General features: G+C 48.2%; 19 protein-coding genes. 1 reads left to right on the top strand and 18 read right to left on the bottom strand.

Translation table 11 applies throughout. The features are described 5' to 3' along the window. Positions 1–11 precede the first annotated feature (11 nt). The 17 genes from ACZMB2_RS06605 to ACZMB2_RS06685 form a co-directional block, all read right to left on the bottom strand. Positions 12–1,205, bottom strand: a complete 1,194-nt coding sequence (locus tag ACZMB2_RS06605; RefSeq protein ID WP_487596075.1) for an EpsG family protein — start codon at positions 1,203–1,205, stop codon at positions 12–14. Continuing rightward, positions 1,202–2,299 (bottom strand): non-hydrolyzing UDP-N-acetylglucosamine 2-epimerase, encoded by a 1,098-nt coding sequence (gene wecB / locus ACZMB2_RS06610; protein ID WP_487596076.1) that lies wholly within the window; start codon positions 2,297–2,299, stop codon positions 1,202–1,204. Before wecB ends, ACZMB2_RS06605 begins: the two co-directional genes overlap by 4 nt. Beyond that, positions 2,296–3,390 carry a glycosyltransferase family protein gene (locus ACZMB2_RS06615; protein ID WP_487596077.1) on the bottom strand — a complete coding sequence of 365 codons (1,095 nt, stop codon included), beginning with the start codon at positions 3,388–3,390 and terminating at the stop codon, positions 2,296–2,298. The genes wecB and ACZMB2_RS06615 overlap by 4 nt, the downstream gene beginning before the upstream one ends. Then, on the bottom strand, positions 3,387–4,523 hold the full coding sequence (locus tag ACZMB2_RS06620; protein WP_487596078.1) for a DegT/DnrJ/EryC1/StrS family aminotransferase: 1,137 nt from the start codon (positions 4,521–4,523) through the stop codon (positions 3,387–3,389). Before ACZMB2_RS06620 ends, ACZMB2_RS06615 begins: the two co-directional genes overlap by 4 nt. Before the next feature lies 1 nt (position 4,524). Continuing rightward, positions 4,525–4,755, bottom strand: coding sequence for a phosphopantetheine-binding protein (locus ACZMB2_RS06625; protein WP_118770255.1), 231 nt, complete (start codon positions 4,753–4,755; stop codon positions 4,525–4,527). Between the two features lie 75 nt (positions 4,756–4,830). Continuing rightward, on the bottom strand, positions 4,831–6,000 hold the full coding sequence (locus ACZMB2_RS06630; RefSeq protein ID WP_487596079.1) for a diaminopimelate decarboxylase family protein: 1,170 nt from the start codon (positions 5,998–6,000) through the stop codon (positions 4,831–4,833). A 1-nt stretch (position 6,001) separates the two neighbouring features. Then, positions 6,002–7,528, bottom strand: coding sequence for an amino acid adenylation domain-containing protein (locus ACZMB2_RS06635; RefSeq protein WP_487596080.1), 1,527 nt, complete (start codon positions 7,526–7,528; stop codon positions 6,002–6,004). Between the two features lie 14 nt (positions 7,529–7,542). After that, positions 7,543–8,448: an LbetaH domain-containing protein gene (locus tag ACZMB2_RS06640; RefSeq protein ID WP_487596081.1), complete on the bottom strand. Its 906-nt coding sequence runs from the start codon at positions 8,446–8,448 to the stop codon at positions 7,543–7,545. Next, the gene (locus ACZMB2_RS06645) at positions 8,448–9,521 is read right to left on the bottom strand and encodes a Gfo/Idh/MocA family protein (protein ID WP_487596082.1); all 1,074 of its coding nucleotides are present in this window, start codon (positions 9,519–9,521) and stop codon (positions 8,448–8,450) included. Before ACZMB2_RS06645 ends, ACZMB2_RS06640 begins: the two co-directional genes overlap by 1 nt. A 2-nt stretch (positions 9,522–9,523) precedes the next feature. Further along, positions 9,524–10,837 (bottom strand): nucleotide sugar dehydrogenase, encoded by a 1,314-nt coding sequence (locus ACZMB2_RS06650; protein WP_487596083.1) that lies wholly within the window; start codon positions 10,835–10,837, stop codon positions 9,524–9,526. Next, on the bottom strand, positions 10,834–12,096 hold the full coding sequence (locus ACZMB2_RS06655; RefSeq protein WP_487596084.1) for a glycosyltransferase family 4 protein: 1,263 nt from the start codon (positions 12,094–12,096) through the stop codon (positions 10,834–10,836). The genes ACZMB2_RS06650 and ACZMB2_RS06655 overlap by 4 nt, the downstream gene beginning before the upstream one ends. Beyond that, on the bottom strand, positions 12,093–13,076 hold the full coding sequence (locus tag ACZMB2_RS06660) for an ATP-grasp domain-containing protein (RefSeq protein WP_487596085.1): 984 nt from the start codon (positions 13,074–13,076) through the stop codon (positions 12,093–12,095). The genes ACZMB2_RS06655 and ACZMB2_RS06660 overlap by 4 nt, the downstream gene beginning before the upstream one ends. Positions 13,077–13,083: 7 nt before the next feature. Further along, the gene (locus ACZMB2_RS06665; protein WP_487596086.1) at positions 13,084–14,043 is read right to left on the bottom strand and encodes a 1-aminocyclopropane-1-carboxylate deaminase/D-cysteine desulfhydrase; all 960 of its coding nucleotides are present in this window, start codon (positions 14,041–14,043) and stop codon (positions 13,084–13,086) included. Then, a complete protein-coding gene (locus ACZMB2_RS06670) occupies positions 13,976–14,641 on the bottom strand; it encodes a sugar transferase (RefSeq protein WP_487596087.1) in 666 nt (221 codons plus the stop codon). Before ACZMB2_RS06670 ends, ACZMB2_RS06665 begins: the two co-directional genes overlap by 68 nt. Positions 14,642–14,644: 3 nt before the next feature. Beyond that, on the bottom strand, positions 14,645–15,778 hold the full coding sequence (locus ACZMB2_RS06675) for a DegT/DnrJ/EryC1/StrS family aminotransferase (RefSeq protein ID WP_487596088.1): 1,134 nt from the start codon (positions 15,776–15,778) through the stop codon (positions 14,645–14,647). Positions 15,779–15,783: 5 nt separating this feature from the next. After that, entirely contained in the window at positions 15,784–17,646 is a 1,863-nt protein-coding gene (locus tag ACZMB2_RS06680; protein WP_487596089.1) for a polysaccharide biosynthesis protein, read from the bottom strand. 60 nt (positions 17,647–17,706) lie between these two features. Beyond that, positions 17,707–18,924: a glycosyltransferase gene (locus ACZMB2_RS06685; RefSeq protein ID WP_487596090.1), complete on the bottom strand. Its 1,218-nt coding sequence runs from the start codon at positions 18,922–18,924 to the stop codon at positions 17,707–17,709. A 138-nt stretch (positions 18,925–19,062) separates the two neighbouring features. On the opposite strand from ACZMB2_RS06685, the gene ACZMB2_RS06690 reads away from it, so the two are divergent. Next, a complete protein-coding gene (locus ACZMB2_RS06690; protein WP_487596091.1) occupies positions 19,063–19,974 on the top strand; it encodes an O-fucosyltransferase family protein in 912 nt (303 codons plus the stop codon). 27 nt (positions 19,975–20,001) lie between these two features. On the opposite strand, the gene ACZMB2_RS06695 is transcribed toward ACZMB2_RS06690, so the two are convergent. Continuing rightward, the gene (locus ACZMB2_RS06695; protein WP_487596092.1) at positions 20,002–21,168 is read right to left on the bottom strand and encodes a glycosyltransferase family 4 protein; all 1,167 of its coding nucleotides are present in this window, start codon (positions 21,166–21,168) and stop codon (positions 20,002–20,004) included. Positions 21,169–21,170 lie beyond the last annotated feature (2 nt).

A 21,170-nucleotide genomic window follows, 5' to 3' on the forward strand; every position in this document is an offset into this window, starting at 1 on the left:
CTTCTGCTCCTCTATTTTTCCAGTCTCCAGAGTTCCTGATCCTCAATATTGGCATCATAAATCACCTGAACCCGATCTTGATATCCAAAGTACTCCTCGATCTTCTCCTGATCAAAAATGGATACATAGGGATGGTTCCAAAAATGATAGCCCAGTTTTGCATAACCGCCTTCATTGGTCATGGCATTTAAGTTTTTCACACCCATCAGGCAGGTCAGGCAGAAGAAGAAAATAGCCACAGCCTTTTGTATTTTCTCCTGTCCCATGGCCAGATCCACTACCAGCGCACATTCCACCACTTTGAAAATAGCGCCATAACGGCTGGCATAATAAGAACTGCTGCACAGCAGCAGATACGCACAGACGCCACACAGGTAGGTTTTCCACAGTACCTCGGTCTCCGGGCGGATCTTATCCACATTTTCCCTCGTCCAAGGGTAGAGAACCGTTAATACTGCCGCCGCTGCCAGCCGTTCTCCTACGGCAAACCAACTGACTTCTCCTGCCAGCAAAAATTTCTGCACATGATAAACCGGGATCAGATCTGCCAACAGCTGTTCTACCGGACCGATCTGTAGGATCAGTCCTCCCACTGCAGATAGTCCAGCCAGCGCCATCATGACATTCACCGGCAGATACATAGCCGGAATCAACACCAGCCAGGCAAGTGCTACCCGGTGGAATGAAAACGTGATCAGAATTATTACCACATAAGCAATCCATTTTCGCTCTATCAGAAACGGCAGAGCAATTCCCAGAAACAGGCAGACCGCCAGTCCCTGGCGGAGTCCGGATACCATATATACCAGATACAATACCGGATACAGCATAAATAGACCTGCTGTCCTTCCCTGCACGAACCGTTTCACGAACCGATGAAGAAGCAGCATTTCTGTTAGGCCCAGAATCATTGTAAATACCCAGAAAGGTGCGCCAAACACTTTAAATGCTGCAGATAAGAGTCTCCATCCGATCTCCGGATAAAATCCGCAGATATATCCCTGGGACAGATCGATGGCTACCGGGATCGTCTCATAGAGTCCCTGATAGGTCACATAATCGGTTCCCTGTCCGAACCGGAAGCAAAGGCAGCCAGTCATGGCCGCCCAGCAGATCCAGTATGCATATGTTTTGATCTGCGGACGGAAGTACTCCAGAAGAGTCCCCGCCGCCAGCAGAAGAAATACTAATAGATAAATGCTCATGCTTTTCCTTCCAGAATGTCTGCAATCCGCTTACATGCAAAGCCATCCCCGTAAGGATTGCTTGCCGTGCTCATAGCCCTGTAAGCTTCCTCATTTTCCAGCAGAAGCTTAAAATTCTCATAGATGACCTGTTCATCAGTTCCCACCAGCTTCAATGTACCGGCCTTGATGCCTTCCGGACGCTCCGTGGTATCCCGCATAACCAGAACCGGCTTTCCAAGAGAAGGAGCCTCCTCCTGAATTCCACCGCTGTCCGTCAGAATTAGAAAGCTTCTGGACAGGAAATTATGGAAATCCAGTACATCCATCGGTTCAATAATGTGAATCCGCTCATCATCTCCCAGAATCTCACGGGCCGTCTCACGGACTACCGGATTCATATGAATGGGATAAATGGCCTTCACATCCGGATGCTCGTCGCATACCCGGCGGATGGCGCGGAACATATGCTTCATAGGCTCGCCTAAGTTTTCCCGGCGGTGTGCCGTAATCATAATAAGCCGGCTTCCCTTTGCCCACTCCAGTTCCGGATGGGTATAATCCGCACGAACCGTTGTCTTCAGCGCGTCAATAGCTGTATTTCCCGTCACATAGATGGTATCCGGGTTCTTACCTTCCTTCAGAAGATTCTGCTTCGACAGTTCTGTCGGTGCAAAATTATAGGCTGAGATGATACTGACCGCCTGTCTGTTAAATTCTTCCGGATAAGGAGAATAAATATTGTAGGTACGAAGTCCTGCCTCCACATGTCCTACCGGAATCTGCAGATAGAAGCAGGCTAGAGCGGTTACAAATGTGGTGGAAGTATCTCCATGTACCAGCACTACATCCGGATGCACTTCCTCCAGCACCTCTTTGATCCGGTTCAAAATATTGGTTGTCACATCAAATAAGGTCTGACGGTCTTTCATGATAGAAAGGTCATAGTCCGGAACCACATCAAAAGCCTCCAGTACCTGATCCAGCATCTGCCGGTGCTGTCCGGTAACGCAGACTACCGTCTCAATTTCTTTTCTGCTCTTCAGTTCATTGACCAGAGGGCACATTTTAATGGCCTCCGGGCGTGTGCCGAATACCAGCATCACTTTTTTCATGACTGTACTTCCTCCAGTCTCCGGCGAATGCGCTCCGCCAGTTTCTCATTATTTTTCTCCACATGAACACGGGCGGTAAAATTCTTTACTGCCTGCTGCCATTCGTCGTACCGTTTCGCAATGGTCCGGATGGCCTGCTCATAATTATCCTCCGCAATACCGATGCCATATTTTCCGCAGAAATCAGCAAGGGGCGGATTGGTGGAGGTCACCACCGGCTTTCCTTCAAAAAGGAATTCATAGATCTTGCCGCTGGCGCAGTATTTATTATTCAGGTCGTGCTGATGATAGGTCACCATGCCCACCTGACTGTTTTCAATAAAATATTTCAGATGATCCTGATCCATCCGCGGGAAAATCTTCACATTGGTCAATCCCAGATGACGGATGGTCTCCCGGATAATCAGCTCATCCTCCTCATCGCTTTCGCCAATGAGGAACAGTTCATAGTCGTCTCCCAGTCCCTTCATGGCCTGTACCATGCGGGAAGTAGTCCGGCTGACATCACAGCCTGCGGTGGAAATAATGCGGAACTTTTTCTCTTTAAAAAACTCACCGCACTCCTCTGCCACATGCGCTTTTGCCTCCGGGCTGCTGTATTCCAGGCTCCTGATATTTTCATAATTCAGCGGCACTTTCTTAAGGCCAAACATCTTTACCATGATTCTGGCACGGAAGGCATTGGCTGCAATAACCACATCGGAATGTCTGGTAAACATTTTTTCCACCAGACAGCCAACCTTTCCCGGAATACCGGACGCACTGCGGATGCTGTAAAGCTCCCGGCAGTCCTGCACCACATATTCTGCACCACTGATTCTTTTTGCCAGATAGCCAGGAATGATTCCCTTTCGGTTGTCAATGAAAATCAAATCCAGTTTTCCCAGTTTCTTTGCCTGACGGCTGCAAAACCGGATAAAATCCATGTATCCATGGTCTTTGTAAACGATATGCTGCTTTTCCTGGGGCTGCTCATCTCCGTCACCACGGGTAATATAGGTCACATCCCCCAGGTCTTTTGCCACTTTGATCAACTCCCGGACACGTCCGTCATACCGAAAATAATCATAGGATATCAATAATATTTTCATGCCTTTGCTCCTGTTTTCTCACGAATCAACCGGATCACCTTCTGCTGATCTTCCTCTGTCAGATAGGGAGATAATGGCAGCGCCAGTACCCGGCCGCAGATATCTTCCGATACTTGGAAGGTTTCTCCATAGAATTCACATCCTGCAAAAGCGGTCTGCTGATGCATTCCCTTGGGATAATAAATCATGGATGGAACATCCTGTTCTTTTAAGTAAGCCTGCAGACTGTCCCTCTCTTCCTTATCCTTCAGAAGGATGCTGTACTGTGCCCAGCCCGAAAGATATCCCTCCGGAATCTCCGGTACTCTCACGCAGTCTTTTAACTGCTCGGTATAGACAGCTGCCACCCGGTTCACATCCTCCAGTTCATATTCCGCAAATGCCTGCAGTTTCACCTGCAGAACCGCTGCCTGAATGGTATCCAGGCGGGAATTCATACCGATTCGTACATTATCATATTTTCCAGTACCTTTTCCGTGAATCCGATAAGATTTTAAGAGAGCTGCCCACTCGTCATTGTCTGTGAAGACCGCGCCGCCGTCTCCATAGCATCCCAACGGTTTTGCCGGAAAGAAAGAGGTAGTGCTGATGTCGCCAAAGCTTCCCACACGTCTGCCCTTACAGGCACCACCGAAGCCCTGGGCACCATCCTCCAGAATATACATTCCATACTGATCCGCGATCTTTTGAAGCCGGTCATAATCTGCCGGAAGTCCGAAGAGATCCACCACTACCATCACTTTCGGTGTTAATTTTCCTTCTGCAAGGACTGCTTTCACTGCCCGTTCCAGGCTGTCCGGGTCCATATTAAAGGTATCTTCCAGTACATCCACAAAGACTGGTGTCGCTCCTTCATAGGCAACGGTCTCTGCGGAAGAGAAAAAGGTAAAGTCCGGCACGAAGACTGCATCCCCTTCCCCGATGCCCCAGGTCATGAGGGCCAAGGTCAACGCATCCGTTCCATTGCCGCAGGTAATGCAGTGTTTCACTCCCACATATGCGGCCAGCTTTTCCTCCAACTCTGCCACCTGGGAGCCGCTGATATAATTTGACGCCTCCAACACTTTGCTGATGGCCTCGTCCATAGGCTTTTTCAATACCTGATACTGTTTCTTCAGATCGCGAAACTGCATGTTAATCCTCTCCTTTGATCCGCTGCAGCAGATTCCAGATTCCCTCTGCTGAGTTAAAATTCTCCGGTACAATTTCTTCTGCCGGGATCTCCACCTCAAACTGATCCTCCAACTCTGCGATCAGGGTGATCACATCAAAGGACTCCAGAAGACCGTCATCAATCAGCTCTTTTTCTGTTTCAAAATCAATTTCCGGCTTTAAAGAAGCCAGTAACTCCATTAATTCTTCCATTGCTTTTCTCTCCAAAAAATAGTTCTGTCGCCAGATTCAAGTTATTGTAACACGAACCCCGATACATGGCAATCTTTACCTTTCCATATTCAGAATCCAGGTTTCCAGCTGGTCGCGTACCAGCTCTGCCCCCTTCTCTTCGCTGTATAAATAAATGGCCGGCATTTTTCTGCTTAAGAACAGATAAATACCTTCTGTCACAGAATAGGCTCCGATATTGTGGAACACCAGATAGTCTCCCACTCTGGCATCCTTTAACACCAGTTTTTTCAGTAAAATATCTGACACGGTACAAAGAGAGCCATAGACGGTCCACTCCGTCTCCTTCTCCTCCAGCTCGTGCTGCGGGAAATAAGAAAGGATCGGTGTCTTCATGGCCATATTCTGTCCGTAATAATTCACATGGTTGATACCGCCGTCCACGATGCACACATTCACCGCATCATTGATTTTCTGATCCATAATCTTCGTCAGATAATAACCGCAGGAGGCGGTCAGGAACCTGCCCATCTCGAAAATCACTTCATAGGGGCGCTCTTCCTTAAAAATCTCCGTAAACGCATCCAGAAGTTTTTCGTCTTCCTCAAAGTCGTCTTTGGTAAAATACGGAACCCCCAGTCCCGGACCGAACTCCAACTCCTGGCTTACAAAGCCTTCTTTCTCTTCCAGTTTCTGAATGAAGTCCTCAATATATGCCACTTCTCCGGCAATTTTTTTGATCTGCTTTTTCTGAGTTCCGGTAAAATACTGAAGTCCCCGGATGGTCAGATGGGGATATTCATCTCTCTTCTGAATGAGCTCTGTCACATCCGCTTCGCTCATACCAAACTGATTACCGTTGGTCACCCGAAGGAGAATCTGGACTTGTTTGTCCAGTTCCTCTGCACAGCGGTTCACCAGATAAAACTGCCGCTGCGACTCCGCTGTAAAATGCTGTACTCCCTGTTCCATCGCATAACGGACATCTTCATATTCTTTATTGACTCCGGAGAGCACGATTTTCTCCATTTTCACGCCACTTTTCACGCAGATATGAAATTCTCCAGGAGAGCACACTTCATAACGCTCCACTTCCTCGTCCATGGCCTGCAGAAGAAATGGATTTGCTTTAATGGCAAAACAGAGCTTTGCCGGCTTTACCTTCTCCGCCACATGGGCTGCCCGCGCCTTCAAAATATCCGTATCAAATACAAAGGACGGTGTCTTCAGTGACACAGCTAAGTTTTCCAGTTGTCTCTCGTCCATATTAGTTCCTTTCCTCATAAGAAGCCATCAATGCTTTCCGGTCAATCTTTCCATTCTTGGTCAGGGGCATGGCATCCACCTTCTGAAATACATTGGGGATCATAAACCGGGGCAGCTTCTCTCCCATGCCCCGTATAATCTCTTTGGATTCCAGCTCTCCCACATAAAATGCAATGATTTTTGTATTCGGTTCATCATAAATGCAGCAGACTCTGGAAATTCCCTCCAGCGCCTGGCAGGCTGCCTCCACTTCTCCCAATTCAATCCGGTGTCCCATATGTTTGATCTGGAAATCCTTCCGGGTAGCATAATAGAGTTCCCCGTCTTCTCCATATCGTCCCAGATCTCCGGTCCGGTACATGGGTTCCAGATACCGGCGATTCAGCGGATTCTGTACAAAGACCTCCGCCGTCTTCTCCGGATTGGCATAATAGCCAAGGGCCAGTGCCGTACCCGTCACACAGATTTCTCCCAGCACACCCGGATTTTCTGCTGTCACCAGATGGTCTTCCTCATCCAGCAGGAATACCCGCTCATTCGGGAATGCAATTCCGATGGGAATCTGCTCTTCCTCCGTAAAATCCTTTTTAATCTCATAATAAGTACAGTTACAGGTAATCTCCGTCGGTCCATAGAGGTTCACATACCGGGCCTCCGGCAGATAGCTTCTCCAGTAATTCAGATGCTTCACCGGCATCACCTCGCCGCTGAACATCACTCTTCGAATGCTTCCCGGCACCTTATAACGAAATCCTTTTAACATGGAAATGATACACAGAGCTGATACTGCCCAGGTAAGGCTCGTCACTTTTCGGTCATCAAGGAAATCAATCAGTTTCTTAGGTACCGAGAAAAATTTCTTTGGAATCACTTCCATGGTAGCACCGCATTTGAGCGTAGGGTAAAGATCCTTCACTGACACATCAAAGTCAAAGGGTGCCTGATTGGCAATGACATCCTCGGAAGTAAATCCGAAAATCTCTGTAAAATGTTCCGTAAAATCAATGACGGAGCGATGGGATACCACCACGCCTTTGGGCACTCCGGTGGATCCGGAGGTAAACATGGCATACAGAGGATCTGTATCACAGGCTCCTTTTCTGCGGGCTTCCAGAAGTGACTGGTTCACTTTCGTCTGTACCAGATCTTCTGCCAGCAGGATCTTTCCCTGAAATCCCAGTCCTTCTGCTTTTTCTTTTAATTTTTCCGTGGTCACCAGCACCTGCGCATCCAGTGTCTCCAGAATGAGCCGTACCCGCTCCACCGGAAGCTCCGGTTCCACTAACGTATAAAAGCAGCCTGCACAGACTGCTCCCATAAACACATTCAACGTCCACGCTTCCTTCTCCATAAACACCGGCACTGGTGCATTGGGGGAAAGTTCCGCCGCCAGGGCACTTCCCATCCTTCTGGCATTCTCCTGGACCTGTGCAAAGGTAAAGCTGTGCTCCAGATCTTCAAATGCCGCTTTCTCCGGGCAGGAAGCCGCACTGGCTTCCAGATAATTCAAAATATTCTGAATCTGCATGGAATTGAACCTCTCTATTTCTTCTTGAATTCCGGTACTTTCCGCGCCGGATTTCCAAACTGTTTCTCGCCTTCCGGTACATCCTTAATCGCCACCGCACCGATTCCCAGATAGGCATGGTCGCCTACACTGATCCGGTTGGTAGTCACGGACATGGGCGCCACATAGGTATGATTTCCTACCTGACAATGACCGGAAACACTGGATTTTCCGCTGATCAGCGTCTCCTCACCGATCCGGCAGTTATGTCCCACATCTCCTACCAGTCCGATCATGGAACCTTTTCCAAGAACGGTCGGTCTGGTATCTCCAGCTGCCAGAACAGCCCCTGCCAGCAACAGGCAGCCATCCTCAATGATGGTTCCTGCCAGATGGGGCAGAGTCCGGCATGCACCGGATTCCGGGCGGTAAATATCTGCATCCTCCACACCGATCATACAGTGTTCCTTAATCTGAACGTCATTTCCGATCCGCACATGGTCTTTAATGATCGTTCCTGCACCGATCTCGCAGTTATCTCCAATGACTACATCCCTGCCGATGACGCAAAAGGGAGCAATGCTCACATTTTTTCCCAGCTTCGCATCTGCACTGACATAGCTTCCATTTTTCATAAACAGATCTTCACCCGGCATCATGCGCTCCATCCGGAGCAGCAGCTCACCGTACAGATTTTTCGGTATGCTGCTTTTTAACTGCACAGAAGAAGCATCCAGGGAAAGGGCTGTCTCTTCCCTGGTGATAAAGATGCTTCCTTTTACCTCGCTGCAGGTTTCCGAGATGCTGTTCTTCACAAAAATCACGCTGTGATCTTCCGGCGCTTCCGGATCTGAGACACCCCAGATGGTAAAGTCTGCCGTCTCTGCCGGAAACCGATCCTGTAATAATGCTTTTGCACTGATTTCACATACTTTCAGCATTAGAATTCCCCTGTCATATCCGTACTCTTAAAATTCTTCAACGGCAGCTTCACCGGCATGCCGTCTTTCTGGCTCTTATAGATAGCCAGTACCATCTCCAGTGCATTTCTGCCTGCGACTGCATCCACATAAGGCTTTCTGTCCTTCTGAATGGCATCAATCATATCTGCGTAAAGGCTGGTATGTCCATTGCCGTACACATTGCTGGTGGCTTCCTCCAAATGCTTGTTCGCACTATCCATTTCTGTCTCGTCTGCAAAATCCCACACATCAATGTTGTTGGTGGACTTTCCGCCGATTTTCACGGTACCGGTCTCACCAAAGATATATAATGTCTCCTCCAGATTCTGGGGATAGACATTGGTGGTTCCTTCGATGGTAGCAATGGCACCATTCTTGAATTTGACTACTGCCATTCCCACATCCTCCGCTTCCAGATAATGATGGAACTGCTGTCTGGTGGAACCATAGACTTCCTCCACCTCATCGCCAAACATCCAGCGCAGGAGATCAATCCCGTGAATGCACTGATTCATGAGGGCGCCGCCGTCAGAAGCCCATTTACCTCTCCAGGGAGCCTGATTATAGTAATTCTGGTTCCGGTTCCAGCGCACGTGAATCGCACCGTGGGAAAGCTTTCCGAAACGTCCTGCTTCCAGGGCTTTTCTTGCTTCCTGCACCGCAATATTGAAACGGTTCTGGTGGCAGGCAGCCACTTTCACATGTTTCTCTTCGGAACGGCGGACGATCTCATCCGCATCCTCCATGCTCATGGCAATGGGTTTCTCAATGATGCAGTTTACACCATGGTCAATACAGTACAGAGCAATCTCTGCGTGGATGCCGCTCTCGGTGGCAATCCCCACCAGCTCCGGCTCTACTTCCTCAATCATTTTTTTATAGTCTGTATATCTGGCAATGGAACTGTCTTTTTCCAGTCCATGTTTTGCCAGCAGTGCTTCCATCTGCTCCGGAACCACATCGCATACCGCTGCAAATTCCAGCTTGTTGTTCACAACCGCCTTCACATGATTCGTTGCAATACGGCCGCATCCGATCAGTGCATATTTCATTTCTATAATACCTCGATATTCTCTCTGTTCTTCAAGTTCTTCATGACATTCTTTGTATCAAAAATGGCTTTGGCATGCTGCTGCACGAACTCATAATCCACATTCGTATGGGCTGCTGTTACCATGACCAGATCTGCACTCTCCACCAGTTCTTCTGTCAGTTCCGGCTCACTGTCACGCACCTGACCTTTGAATTTATACTGTCTTACCCACGGATCAAAATAAACCACTTCTGCTCCCGTGTGTTCCAGTTCCTCAATCACACGCAGGGCCGGGCTCTCCCGGTAATCGTCAATATCCTGCTTATAGGCTACGCCCAGCACCAGCACTTTGGAGCCGTTCAACGCTTTCTTAAAGCGATTCAGTACTTTTCCCGCACGCTCTACGCAGTAAGCCGGCATCTTGTCATTGATCATCATGGAGCTCTCGATCATGGACGTATGGAAACCATACTCTCTTGCCTTCCAGGACAGATAGTAGGGATCCAGCGGAATACAGTGTCCTCCAAGACCCGGGCCCGGATAAAACGCCTGGAAACCATAGGGTTTCGTGCTGGCTGCCTCAATGACCTCCCAGATGCTGATCCCCATCTCGTTACACAACATGGCGAGTTCGTTGATCATACCGATGTTAATATTCCGGTAGGTATTCTCCAGAATCTTCTCCATCTCTGCAATAGCCGGAGAGGAAACCTCTTTTACATCACCCTCCAGAACCGTCCGGTACATGGCTGCAATCACTTCTGTTGCATCCTTGCCCACGCCGCCGATGACCTTCGGGGTATTTTTTGTCTTATAGATCAGGTTACCCGGATCCACACGCTCCGGAGAGAATCCCAGATAGAAATCTACTCCGCATTTCAGACCGGAACCTTCCTCCAGAATCGGTTTTACCAGTTCCTCTGTGGTTCCCGGATAAGTGGTGGACTCCAGAACTACCATGGTATTCTTCGTCAGATATTTGGAAATGGATTTGGTAGACTCTCTGACGCAGCTAAGATCCGGCTCCTGATGAATGTCCAGCGGGGTCGGAACGCAGATAGCGATGAAATCCACATCCTTGATAAAGCTGAAATCAGAGGTCGCAGAAAGTCTTCCTTCCTCCACCAGGCGCTTCAGATCCTTATCCACTACATCGCCGATGTAGTTATGGCCTTCATTGACCATCTTTACCTTTACTTCCTGCTCATCAAATCCGATGGTCTTAAAGCCTGCCTTAGCTTTTTCTACTGCCAGGGGCAGTCCTACATAGCCGAGACCGATGACTCCTACCACGATCTCCCTGTTTTCGATTTTATTTAAGAGTAACTGTTTCATCTTCGTTCTCCTTTGCTTTTCTCACAGTCTGTCAGTATCTTCAGATAGTCTTTTGCCAGAAGGGCATAATTATAATGCTCCCGGATCTCCTTGCGTCCCTGTTCGCCCATAGCGGTCCGCTCTTCATCGGTCATATGATAAACCTTCATAAGTGCTTCCCCATAGGCCTTCGGATCGCTGCAGGGCACCACATACCCGCCGCCGGATTCCGCCACCACATTCTGTGAATTGCAGGCGAAGACCGTCGGATTACCGGAATACAGATAGTCATTTAATTTATTCAGGCTCAATCCCAGGTCGTTCAATACCCGATCGTCCTTTAAAGCGGCGATACAACATTTTGCCTTGGAAAGTGCCACCGCCACCTGACTTTTCTCAATTCTGGAAAATACCTTCACATTGGTCAACTGTTCCTTCTGAATCCGATCCTCCATCTGCGCTTTCAGATGGCCATCGCCAATGAGGGCAAAATGAATCTCATCCATCCCCTGCTGCTTCATAAAGGCTGCCGTATCCAGCATATCCAGCAGACATTCCGAATCCACAAAGCTTCCTGTGTAGACCGCGCACCAGTGTTCCGTCAGGTACTGATCCAGTTCCTTCGGAAGGGTTACCTCTCCTTTTTCCAGTACTTCGTCAATCTGCTCTGTGTGATATCCATTGGGAATCCAGAATACCCGGTTCCGTTTCACATAGGGAAACTGCATCAGATATTTGTAGCCAAACTCCATGGTGGTCACAATGGCATCTGCTCTCCGATAGGCTCTCCGCTCCAGTGCGGAAAACAGAAGACAGACAGGATGAAATTTGGACCAGCCATACATTTCGATAAAGGAAAGGGGCCAGAAATCCCGTATCTCACAGATAAACGGAATATGATTCTGTCTGGCAATGCGCCAGGAACTCTCCCACGCAAAGGGATGTACGGAAGAACCAATCACTGCATCCGGCCTTCCAAACCGCTCATAAAACTTCTTCTCATACTTCTTCATGAGTCGACAGTAAGAAATCATATTCAGAATCCGCGCTGCGCCATTTCCATGATAAGGCGGATCCGTATGAAGCCATACATAGGTCAGTCCATCCTGAATCTTCCTGACTACCGCTTCCTTCTCATAGAGATATCTCTCTCCCCTGTGGCTGTAGGAAGACATGAATACAACGACCTCCACGCCCTGGGATACAAACTCTCTTGCCAGCTCAAAATGCCGGTCACCTTCCAATCCGGAATGGTGATTTAAAATCCATAACTTTTTCATAAACGATGATTCTCATTCTCCCTGCGTATCATAATCTCGTTGTACTTCATCATGACAAGCCCCTCTTCATAGGCACCGATCTTCGGACTGTTGGCCTGTCCTTCCAGATTCTTCACAATATAGTCGAGATGGTTCACGCCGCACTCATAGGCATGGGGATAACCTCCTCCGAATCTGGGATTCACTTCCGATATATAGTAAGCTCCGCCGCAGTCAAAGATATCAATATCAATCTGCCCACGGAAACCGCTTTCCTTCACAAATGTTTCAATCAGGGCAAACAGCTTCTCATCCTTGAAGGAGACACCCTTATCTGTCTCTCCTGCCCGCATAACCAGTTTTTTCTTCGTAAAGACGGAGATCAGCTCCCCGCTTACCAGGTCAATATAGCAGTCTGCTCCGATTTCCTGTCCCTGCAGAAATTCCTGAATCATCAGGCCTTCCGTATGGGCAAATAATAATTCTACTGTCTCTCTATCGTATACTTTGGAGATGGCGATACTGGCACTTCCACGTACCGGTTTTACAAAGACCGGGTAGCTGATCCGTCCTTTCTCCACATCTTCAAAGAACGCTTCCTTATCCACATAGCTTCTGGCACAGGCATAACCGTGCTCCTTCAGCCATTCATACATCTGCCACTTGTCGAGGGTTCGCTCACACAGTTCATAAGAAGAACCGATGATGGTGACTCCCAGCTTCCGGAAATCTTCCTCATGCTCTGCCAGCAAGGATAATTCCGGGTCAATCAATGAAAAAATGCCGGTAATCTGCTCTTTTCTGCAGATATCATAGATCACATTAAGATATCCCGGGGCCGTCATCCGCGGAACAATATAGTGCTTATCCGCCTCGTAAAGCGCCGGTGCGTTAGGACTCATATCCGTGGCAATAACCAGTCCTTTTCCTTCCAGTGCTTTTTTCGTATACTGAATGATTTTATTTCTTGTGCCGCAGCTCAAAACTAAAATATTTACCATGTGCACTTTACACCTTCCCGCGATATTCCTTTTCCAGATAATCAAAAAACAGCGGTCCGCCGCCTGTATGGATGAACAGAACCTTCTTCTGCCTGATTTCATGGGCCTTCAGATATTCCTGCATCCCCCAGAATGCCTTTCCTGTATACGTAGGATCCAGGGAAAATCCAGCCTTCACCAGCACTTTCCGAATGCAGCGGCTCACTGCATCGTTGTCCGTGCCATATCCTGCTCCTGTATAATCATCCACAAACTCTACCAGATCATCCCGATACAGTTCTTCTTTTCCTGCCGCCAACAGATAATCCTTCACACTCTGCACAACCACATCTCTTCCATAAGGCTTCTTCCGTGCAATACTGATCCCGGTAATTCTTCGTTCCAGGTCTCCATGAAGAAGCTGTCCGCACACCAGTCCCGCCTGGGTGGTTCCGGTACCGGACGCATGGAAAATATAATCAAATTTGATCCCAGCCTCTTTTTCAAATGCCAGAATTTCCTCATAAGTATTCACATAAGCCTGGGTTCCCATGTTTCCATGACCGCCGCCCATAATAAAATAAGGTGTGTATCCCTGCTGCCGCAGTGCTTCCATCGTCTCGTCGATGGTCACTTTCACATGATCCACCGGAGTCACTATAATCTTTGCTCCGAACAGTCTCATGAGATCCGAATTAAAGGTCTCCTCGCTCTTCTGTTCCGGAGAAATAATGGTACAGGGCAGTTCATGCATGGCCGCCAGATTGGCAATGACTCTGCAGTGATTGGAACTGCTGGTTCCGTAAGTGACCACATGATCACTTTTCTTTGCTTCCAGATCCTGCCAGAACAGTTCTGCCTTTCTGGCTTTATTACCGCCAAAAGACAGGGGATAGAGATCATCTCTCTTTACATACAGCTCATTTTCCGTCTCCAGAAGCGGAAGCCTGTACACCGGCGTTGGCACGCTGCTTTTTTCTGTAATCATCAAAATCCTCCATCACTCCGGGCGCTACAATGTCCGAAGCGTTCAGCACGGTCTTTATGGTCTGCCAGATGATCTTGCAGTCCATACCAAAGGTCAGATGCTCCACATACTCTCTGTCATAGCGGAACCGATCTTCCCAGATACAGGTATTTCTGCCGTGCACCTGCGCCAGTCCCGTAAGACCCGGGCGTACCTCATGCCGGATATTCTCTTCCGGCGTGTAATAGGGCAGATATTTTACCAGAAGCGGACGCGGACCAATGAGGCTCATGTCCCCTTTCCAGATATTGATCAGCTCCGGCAGTTCGTCAAGACTTGTCTTTCTCAACATCTGTCCGAACTCGGTTCTGCGCTCTGCATCCGGCAATAAATTGCCGTCCGCATCCCTGGCATCTGTCATCGTGCGGAATTTGTACATTTTAAAAATTTTCCCATGAAGTCCCGGTCGTTCCTGACGGAAAAAGACCGGAGTTCCAAGCTTTTTCTTCACCAGCATATAGGTTCCCAGCATAACCGGGCTTGCCACAATCAAGGCACAGCTGGAAATGGCAAAATCCAGCATCCTCTTTCCATATCTGGCATACAGACTTTTCTTCATCCGTTATCTCCACAATCCTCTGATCACACCACAGATCCGCTCCAGATCTTCATCCGTCATCTTCGTGTCACTTGGCAGGCAGACCCCTCTTCTGAATAAGGTCTCTCCCACTTTACCATGATCAATATAATCACAGCCCGCAAATACCGGCTGCATATGCATCGGTTTCCATACCGGACGGCTCTCAATGTCTGCTTTTTCCAGTGCCACCATCACATCCAGCGGTTTTACCGGACACTCATCTGCAATCTGAATGACACTTAACCAGCAATTCGGTCTCTCATTTTCATGCATGGGCATGAAGGAAATACCTTCCAGGTCTCCCAGATGCTCCTGATAATATGCAAAAATATGGCGTTTCTGCGCGATCCGCTCCTCAATTACCTTCAACTGTCCGCGGCCAATACCTGCCACGATATTACTCATACGATAATTATATCCAATTTCTTTATGCTCATAATGGCGTGCCTGCTCTCTGGCCTGGGTTGCCCAGAAACGAACCTTCGCCGTGCGCTCTTTGGACTGTTCTTCCGGAAGATTGCAGACCAGCATCCCGCCACCGGAAGTGGTGATGATCTTATTTCCGTTGAAGGAGAAGCAGCCGTAATCACCAAAAGTACCGGTCTTCTGTCCATGATAGATGGTTCCCAGACTCTCTGCAGCATCTTCGATCACCGGAACATGATGTGCATTACAGATCTCCATAATTCTGTCCATGTTTGCCGGAAGACCATAGAGGTGAACCGGCATAACTGCCTTTACATCCGGATATTTTTCAAACGCCCGCTCCAGTGCATCCGGGGACATGTTCCAGGTCTCATAATCACTGTCGATAAAGACCGGCACCGCATCCTCATAGATGATCGGATTGGCCGTTGCAGAGAAGGTCAGATCCTGACAGAAGACAATATCTCCCTTTTTGATGCCGGCTGCCTTCAGTGCCAGATGAATAGCGGCAGTGCCGGCTGAAAGGGCTGCGCCGTCATTGGCTCCTACGTAAGAAGCAAACTCTTTTTCGAATTCGTTTACATTTTTTCCCAGCGGTGCAATCCAGTTAGTGTCAAATGCTTCCTTCACGTACTGTTGTTCGTAACCCTCCTCACTCATATGCGGAGACGCAAGATAAATATGTGCCATAATTACTACCTCTTTTCTTCCATGTGATAGGTGGGAACAATCTCTGCCACCCGCTTCTTAATATCAGGGCTGTCCATCTTCGACAACTCATTTAATTCTTCCAGCTGATGCACAAACAACTCTTCATCAAATTCAATCGGTTTTCCAATATGAATCAGTTTATTTTCTGTACTCTGCAGACCCTCTTCACTCATAAGAAGTTCTTCATACAGTTTTTCCCCCGGCCGGAGTCCTGTAAACTGAATATCTATATCTTCATATGGTTTCAACCCTGACAGACGAATCAGATTCAGTGCCAGATCCAGAATCTTCACCGGTTTTCCCATATCAAGGACGAAAATTTCTCCACCTTTTGCCTGGGCACCTGCCTGCAGAACCAGAGATACTGCTTCCGGTATCGTCATAAAATACCGGATAATGTCAGGATGGGTCACTGTTACCGGTCCGCCCTCTTCGATCTGTTTCTTAAAAAGTGGAATGACGCTTCCGTTGCTGCCCAGCACATTACCGAACCGGACTGCCACAAACTCCGTCTTCGACCGGTCATTCATCATCTGAATCACCATCTCGCAGAGACGCTTGGAAGCACCCATGATGTTGGTCGGGTTCACAGCCTTATCGGTAGAAATCAGTACAAAACGTGATACTCCGTACTTATCCGCTGCCTGTGCGGTCTTCCAGGTACCCATGACATTGTTCTTGATCGCTTCGTTGGGACTGTCTTCCATAAGTGGCACATGCTTGTGGGCTGCCGCATGATACACGATCTGCGGACGGTACTGTTCAAACACGCCGTTAATTCGGTGGGTATTTCTCACCGAACCAATCAGTACTACCAGATCCAGCTCCGGATAGTTTCTCTTCAGTTCCTGCTGAATGGCATAGGCATTATTTTCATAAATATCAAAGATAATCAGCTGCTTCGGTTCGTGCCGTGCAATCTGGCGGCAAAGCTCACTTCCAATGGAACCGCCTCCACCGGTCACCAGCACCACCTTGCCGGACACATACCCCATGATACTCTCCACCTGAGTATCCACCGGTTCACGTCCCAGCAAATCTTCAATCTCCACATTGCGGAGCTTGGAGACACTGACTTCTCCATTCACCAGCTGATAGATACCCGGAAGCACCTTCAGTTTGCAGCTGGTCTGGCTGCAGATATCAAGAATCTCCTGCACCGTCCCGCGGGTGGCTGACGGAATGGCAATCATAATCTCGTCAATATCATATTCTTCTGCCAGTCTGCAGATATCATTCCGATTTCCTGCCACCAGCACACCGCGAAGATATTTTCCCCGTTTTCCCGGATCGTCATCTACCAGACAGCACACATTCTGCCGGATAAACTTACTGTTCTGAATCTCTTTTAACAAGGTGTAGCCTGCTTCTCCGGCACCCACGATCATGGTATTTTCCATGTTCTTCTTCTCTCCGCCCACATACCGGGACTGGAAATATCCCAGAATCCGGTACATAAAACGGAATACGGAGATTCCCATGGCCAGTACCACAAAATACATAAATGGATAACTTCTCGGAAACTCCAGTCCCAGCAGCGTCATGCCGATGGTCTGGGTCACAGCTGAAATCAGGCATCCTGCCAGAATGTTCACCAGATCTGATGCACTGGCATATTTCCAGATGCCCTGATAGAGACGGCATCCCGCGAAGGCTGCAATGGTAATGACTAGGTTCAGCGGCAGATACCGGAAAATATTCTCAATAAATTCAATGGCCCTCGGTGCAAACAACAAATTATAACGCACATAGATGGCAATGGGACCAGACAGGGTAATGATGATGGCATCCACCAGCATCAGTAACAGAATCCGGCAAATCAGTTTTTTACTTTTATTTTTAAACATTAGGTGCTCCTACGCATATTTATCCATATTCTGTATTAGTTTATCACTTTTGCACCCTATTTACAAGTTTTGATATAATTCTTCATATGCATCCAGCATTTTTTTCTCGTCGTACTTGTCCTGCACGTAAGTGTGGCACTTCTCCGCCTTCTGTTTCCAGCCGCCACGATCCTTCTCAATCTGCTGAATCAGTGTCCGGAATGCATCGGCACTGATCTCTTCGCAGAGCCATCCGACTTCGCTTGAAACCACCTCCGGCATGACGCAGATATGAAAGGCAGCCACCGGTGTTCCGGATGCCATGGCTTCTATATTGACCAGACCAAAGGTCTCATAAGTGGACGGATTGACCATAAGATCCGCCATAGCATAGAATTCGTTCATCTTCTGCTGCTCCCGGATATAACCAAAATCCACCACTTCAAAATGTGTCAGTGCTTCTTTCCACTCCTCGGAACATTTTCCCGCCATGAGAAGCAAAAATCGGTCTGGATCCAGTCCCTTCAGCACTTCCAGCAACCGCGCCATTCCCTTCTGGGGAATCTTCAGATCCGCCGCCACAAAGGCCAACACAAATTTCCCGGTCTGAATGCCGTATTTCTTTCTCGTCTCTTTTTTATCCAATACCTTCCAGTCTGCCACATTCAGACTGTTATAAACCGTCGTACAGTTTTCCCCTTTCAAATAGGACTCTGCAAACTGCTGTCTCATCCAGTCAGAAGGCACCGTATACCGAATCCCGCATCCAGTCAGCCCACGCTTCTTTTCCTCAAATAGTACCCCGCATACATCCTTCCGAAGTCTTGGATAATTATCCAGATGCTCACAGCTCTTACAGCCTGTTTTCCACCGGTCATCACACCCTACCGGGAATGCACAGTGTCCCGTCAGCGCCCAGAAATCATGAAGGGTCCAGACTACCGGACAAAACATCTGAATAGTCCGGATATCCCGGATTCCCAGAAAGCTGTCATGGGGGTTATGAAGATGTACCACCTGGATCTGATGCTTTTTAATAAAGTTACAAATGTACCACACTGCATAGGGAATGGTCCGGTTGGTATTTCCCCGGTTGTGGGTCTGCAGCCGATGAAACAGTTTCTCCGGTGCGCTTGTATACAGCACCTTCACATGATCATCCTCCACTGCCCCTCTTCGATTGTAACAGACGATCTCATAGACTTCATGTCCCCGTGCTTTCATTCCCTCATAAACCTGACGGGTCACCTTCTCCGCACCGCCGCCAGAGTAGGTGGTATTCAAATATAAAATCCGCATTTTTCCCTCCCGGATTGTTCTTCTTTTTTGTTCATTATAATTCAGAGCAGGACCTTATGTAAATTCTATTTCCATTTTTCCGGATTTATTGTACAATAAATGCATTGTGATATGTGATATAAGAAAGGACTTTACTTTATGCTGGTAGCCAGAATCGCCGATCAGCTTGGAAATCAGATGTTTTCTTACGCATCTGTAAAAACCATTGCCCAGCATCGGCAGGAACCATTTGGATTTGTACGGGAATGGAATGACCGTATCAACGACAGTGACCGGAAATACGGCAATGAAATCCATACAATTTTTCCGGCCATCCATGATGAATTTTTTGAGCAGCTTCCCGCTGCCATCACCCATACTTACGCAGAACCACCTTTGAGCAGACGCACCACCAACTATCAGGCAGATGCTCTGAAGGTTCCTACAAACACCTTAATGATCGGACACTATATTTCCTATCGCTATTTTGCCGATAATCTGGAGGAAGTCCGCCACTGGTTCGCTTTTCCCGAAGATGTCACTGCCCCGGTAGACGAAGAACTGGCTGCGCTCCGTGCCAAATATCCTGGCCGCCCGCTGGTAGCCGTCCATTTCCGCATTGGAGAAGACTATGTCCGTCAGGGATTCCGCCTCCGTGACTCTTACTGGAAAAAAGCCGCCGACTATGTACTGACCCAGGTCAAAGATCCTATCTTCCTTCTTTTCTATGACCGGAAACCAAAAAAAGGAGGACTCATTGATTACTTTACCTCCCATTTTACCTGCGAGATCTGTCGGGGATCCCTGGTGCATGACCTCTGTATGCTGTCCCGCTGTGACTGGGAGATTATCTGCAATAGTTCCTTCTCCATTATGTCCGCAGTATTGAACACGACCCCATCCAATCAGATTGTCCGTCCTTCCGTTTACCCGGTAGGCCGGCAGTTCTATCCTACTGACTGCTTCTGTGACGACTGGAACGTCGTTCCGGCCAGCCAGAGCCTTCAGGCCGCCATCCAGTGCCGGATCATGTATCTGAAGGGTCAGATTTTAAAACTGATCCGAAAATAACCGCTATAGCCAAGTAGAAGAGAGGAATCACCTCTCTTCTACTACTTTTTTCCATTCTTTTACAATTTTATCCGGATAAAAATCCTTCGCCCGTTCTATGGCATTCCGGGACATTTTCCACCGAAGTGCCTCATCTTTCATCAGGTTTTCCACCGCATCCGCGTACTTATCCAATTCATAGTTGGGAATCAAATAACCATTTTTCCCGTTTTGCAGAATCTCCATAGGACCGTCTGTCTCAAATGCCACCACTGGAAGTCCGCATTCCATAGCCTCCGTAATAACTACTCCAAATCCTTCCCACCGGGAAGTGGACAAAAATACCGACGCATTCTGATAAAAAGGCTCTACTTCCTTCTGTTCTCCCAGAAGTTCCACCTGATCGGTGAGATTCCGCTCCTGAATCCAGTTTTTCAGCTTCTCATATCCACTGCCATTTCCTACAATCTGCAATTTCCAGTCACGGTATCCACGTCTGTGGAACAATTCCTCTGCGATGTCCGCCAGGAAATCCAGGCCTTTCTGCTGTACTTCCAGCCGACTGACAAACAACAGATTTTTCTGGTTTACCTCAGATTTTTCCTTGCTGAAAAAACTGAGTGGATTATAAATATACGTACATGGAAGCCCCATATTCCGCTGATATTCTTCCGCATCTCTTCTGGTCAGGGATACCAGCTGGTCAAGCTTTCTTAATGCATTCTCTGCCAGTCTCTGCTGCGCATAAAACCCACAGCCCTTCGTTCGAAAATAAATTCGGAACGAATTATGATGCCATCCAATAAGACGCATTCCTTTCAATCCCGGTGCTGCCTGTCCCAAAAGCAGCGTGCAGGGAACCGCCGATGCAATGACAACGTCAAATGCTCTCTCTGTGAGAATCTGCTGTAAATCCTTTACCATATCCTTCGGATAATAGGTCCATGCTACCACAGATGCCGGAAGTACCGGGCTTTGAGATCGCACCAGCTTCTTCACTACCCGGCGCAGTAGCTGTCCCTTTTTCCCGTACTCCCGGTTCATATTGCAGATTCTGATAGAAGGATCCACTTCATAATAGGAGTTTCCTTTTGGATTCTGTATAGAAAGCAAGGTAACTTCATGTTCTTTCGCCAGCTCATTGGCCACGCTGACCATCACTCTCTGTATTCCGCCGCACTCTCCAAGAGGCGGCCCCATCAAACAAAGCTTCACGT

It is taken from the genome of Hominiventricola sp. (genome assembly GCF_057604405.1).

Bases quoted from the DNA above. Each gene is read 5' to 3' on its own strand.
- ACZMB2_RS06670 (WP_487596087.1), bottom strand. From the start codon at position 14,641: ATGAAGAAAAGTCTGTATGCCAGATATGGAAAGAGGATGCTGGATTTT.
- ACZMB2_RS06655 (WP_487596084.1), bottom strand. From the start codon at position 12,096: ATGAAAAAGTTATGGATTTTAAATCACCATTCCGGATTGGAAGGTGAC.
- wecB (WP_487596076.1), bottom strand. From the start codon at position 2,299: ATGAAAAAAGTGATGCTGGTATTCGGCACACGCCCGGAGGCCATTAAA.
- ACZMB2_RS06665 (WP_487596086.1), bottom strand. From the start codon at position 14,043: ATGATTACAGAAAAAAGCAGCGTGCCAACGCCGGTGTACAGGCTTCCG.
- ACZMB2_RS06640 (WP_487596081.1), bottom strand. From the start codon at position 8,448: ATGCTGAAAGTATGTGAAATCAGTGCAAAAGCATTATTACAGGATCGG.
- ACZMB2_RS06675 (WP_487596088.1), bottom strand. From the start codon at position 15,778: ATGGCACATATTTATCTTGCGTCTCCGCATATGAGTGAGGAGGGTTAC.
- ACZMB2_RS06690 (WP_487596091.1), top strand. From the start codon at position 19,063: ATGCTGGTAGCCAGAATCGCCGATCAGCTTGGAAATCAGATGTTTTCT.
- ACZMB2_RS06630 (WP_487596079.1), bottom strand. From the start codon at position 6,000: ATGGACGAGAGACAACTGGAAAACTTAGCTGTGTCACTGAAGACACCG.
- ACZMB2_RS06615 (WP_487596077.1), bottom strand. From the start codon at position 3,390: ATGAAAATATTATTGATATCCTATGATTATTTTCGGTATGACGGACGT.
- ACZMB2_RS06645 (WP_487596082.1), bottom strand. From the start codon at position 9,521: ATGAAATATGCACTGATCGGATGCGGCCGTATTGCAACGAATCATGTG.
- ACZMB2_RS06650 (WP_487596083.1), bottom strand. From the start codon at position 10,837: ATGAAACAGTTACTCTTAAATAAAATCGAAAACAGGGAGATCGTGGTA.
- ACZMB2_RS06605 (WP_487596075.1), bottom strand. From the start codon at position 1,205: ATGAGCATTTATCTATTAGTATTTCTTCTGCTGGCGGCGGGGACTCTT.
- ACZMB2_RS06680 (WP_487596089.1), bottom strand. From the start codon at position 17,646: ATGTTTAAAAATAAAAGTAAAAAACTGATTTGCCGGATTCTGTTACTG.
- ACZMB2_RS06685 (WP_487596090.1), bottom strand. From the start codon at position 18,924: ATGCGGATTTTATATTTGAATACCACCTACTCTGGCGGCGGTGCGGAG.
- ACZMB2_RS06620 (WP_487596078.1), bottom strand. From the start codon at position 4,523: ATGCAGTTTCGCGATCTGAAGAAACAGTATCAGGTATTGAAAAAGCCT.
- ACZMB2_RS06660 (WP_487596085.1), bottom strand. From the start codon at position 13,076: ATGGTAAATATTTTAGTTTTGAGCTGCGGCACAAGAAATAAAATCATT.
- ACZMB2_RS06635 (WP_487596080.1), bottom strand. From the start codon at position 7,528: ATGCAGATTCAGAATATTTTGAATTATCTGGAAGCCAGTGCGGCTTCC.
- ACZMB2_RS06625 (WP_118770255.1), bottom strand. From the start codon at position 4,755: ATGGAAGAATTAATGGAGTTACTGGCTTCTTTAAAGCCGGAAATTGAT.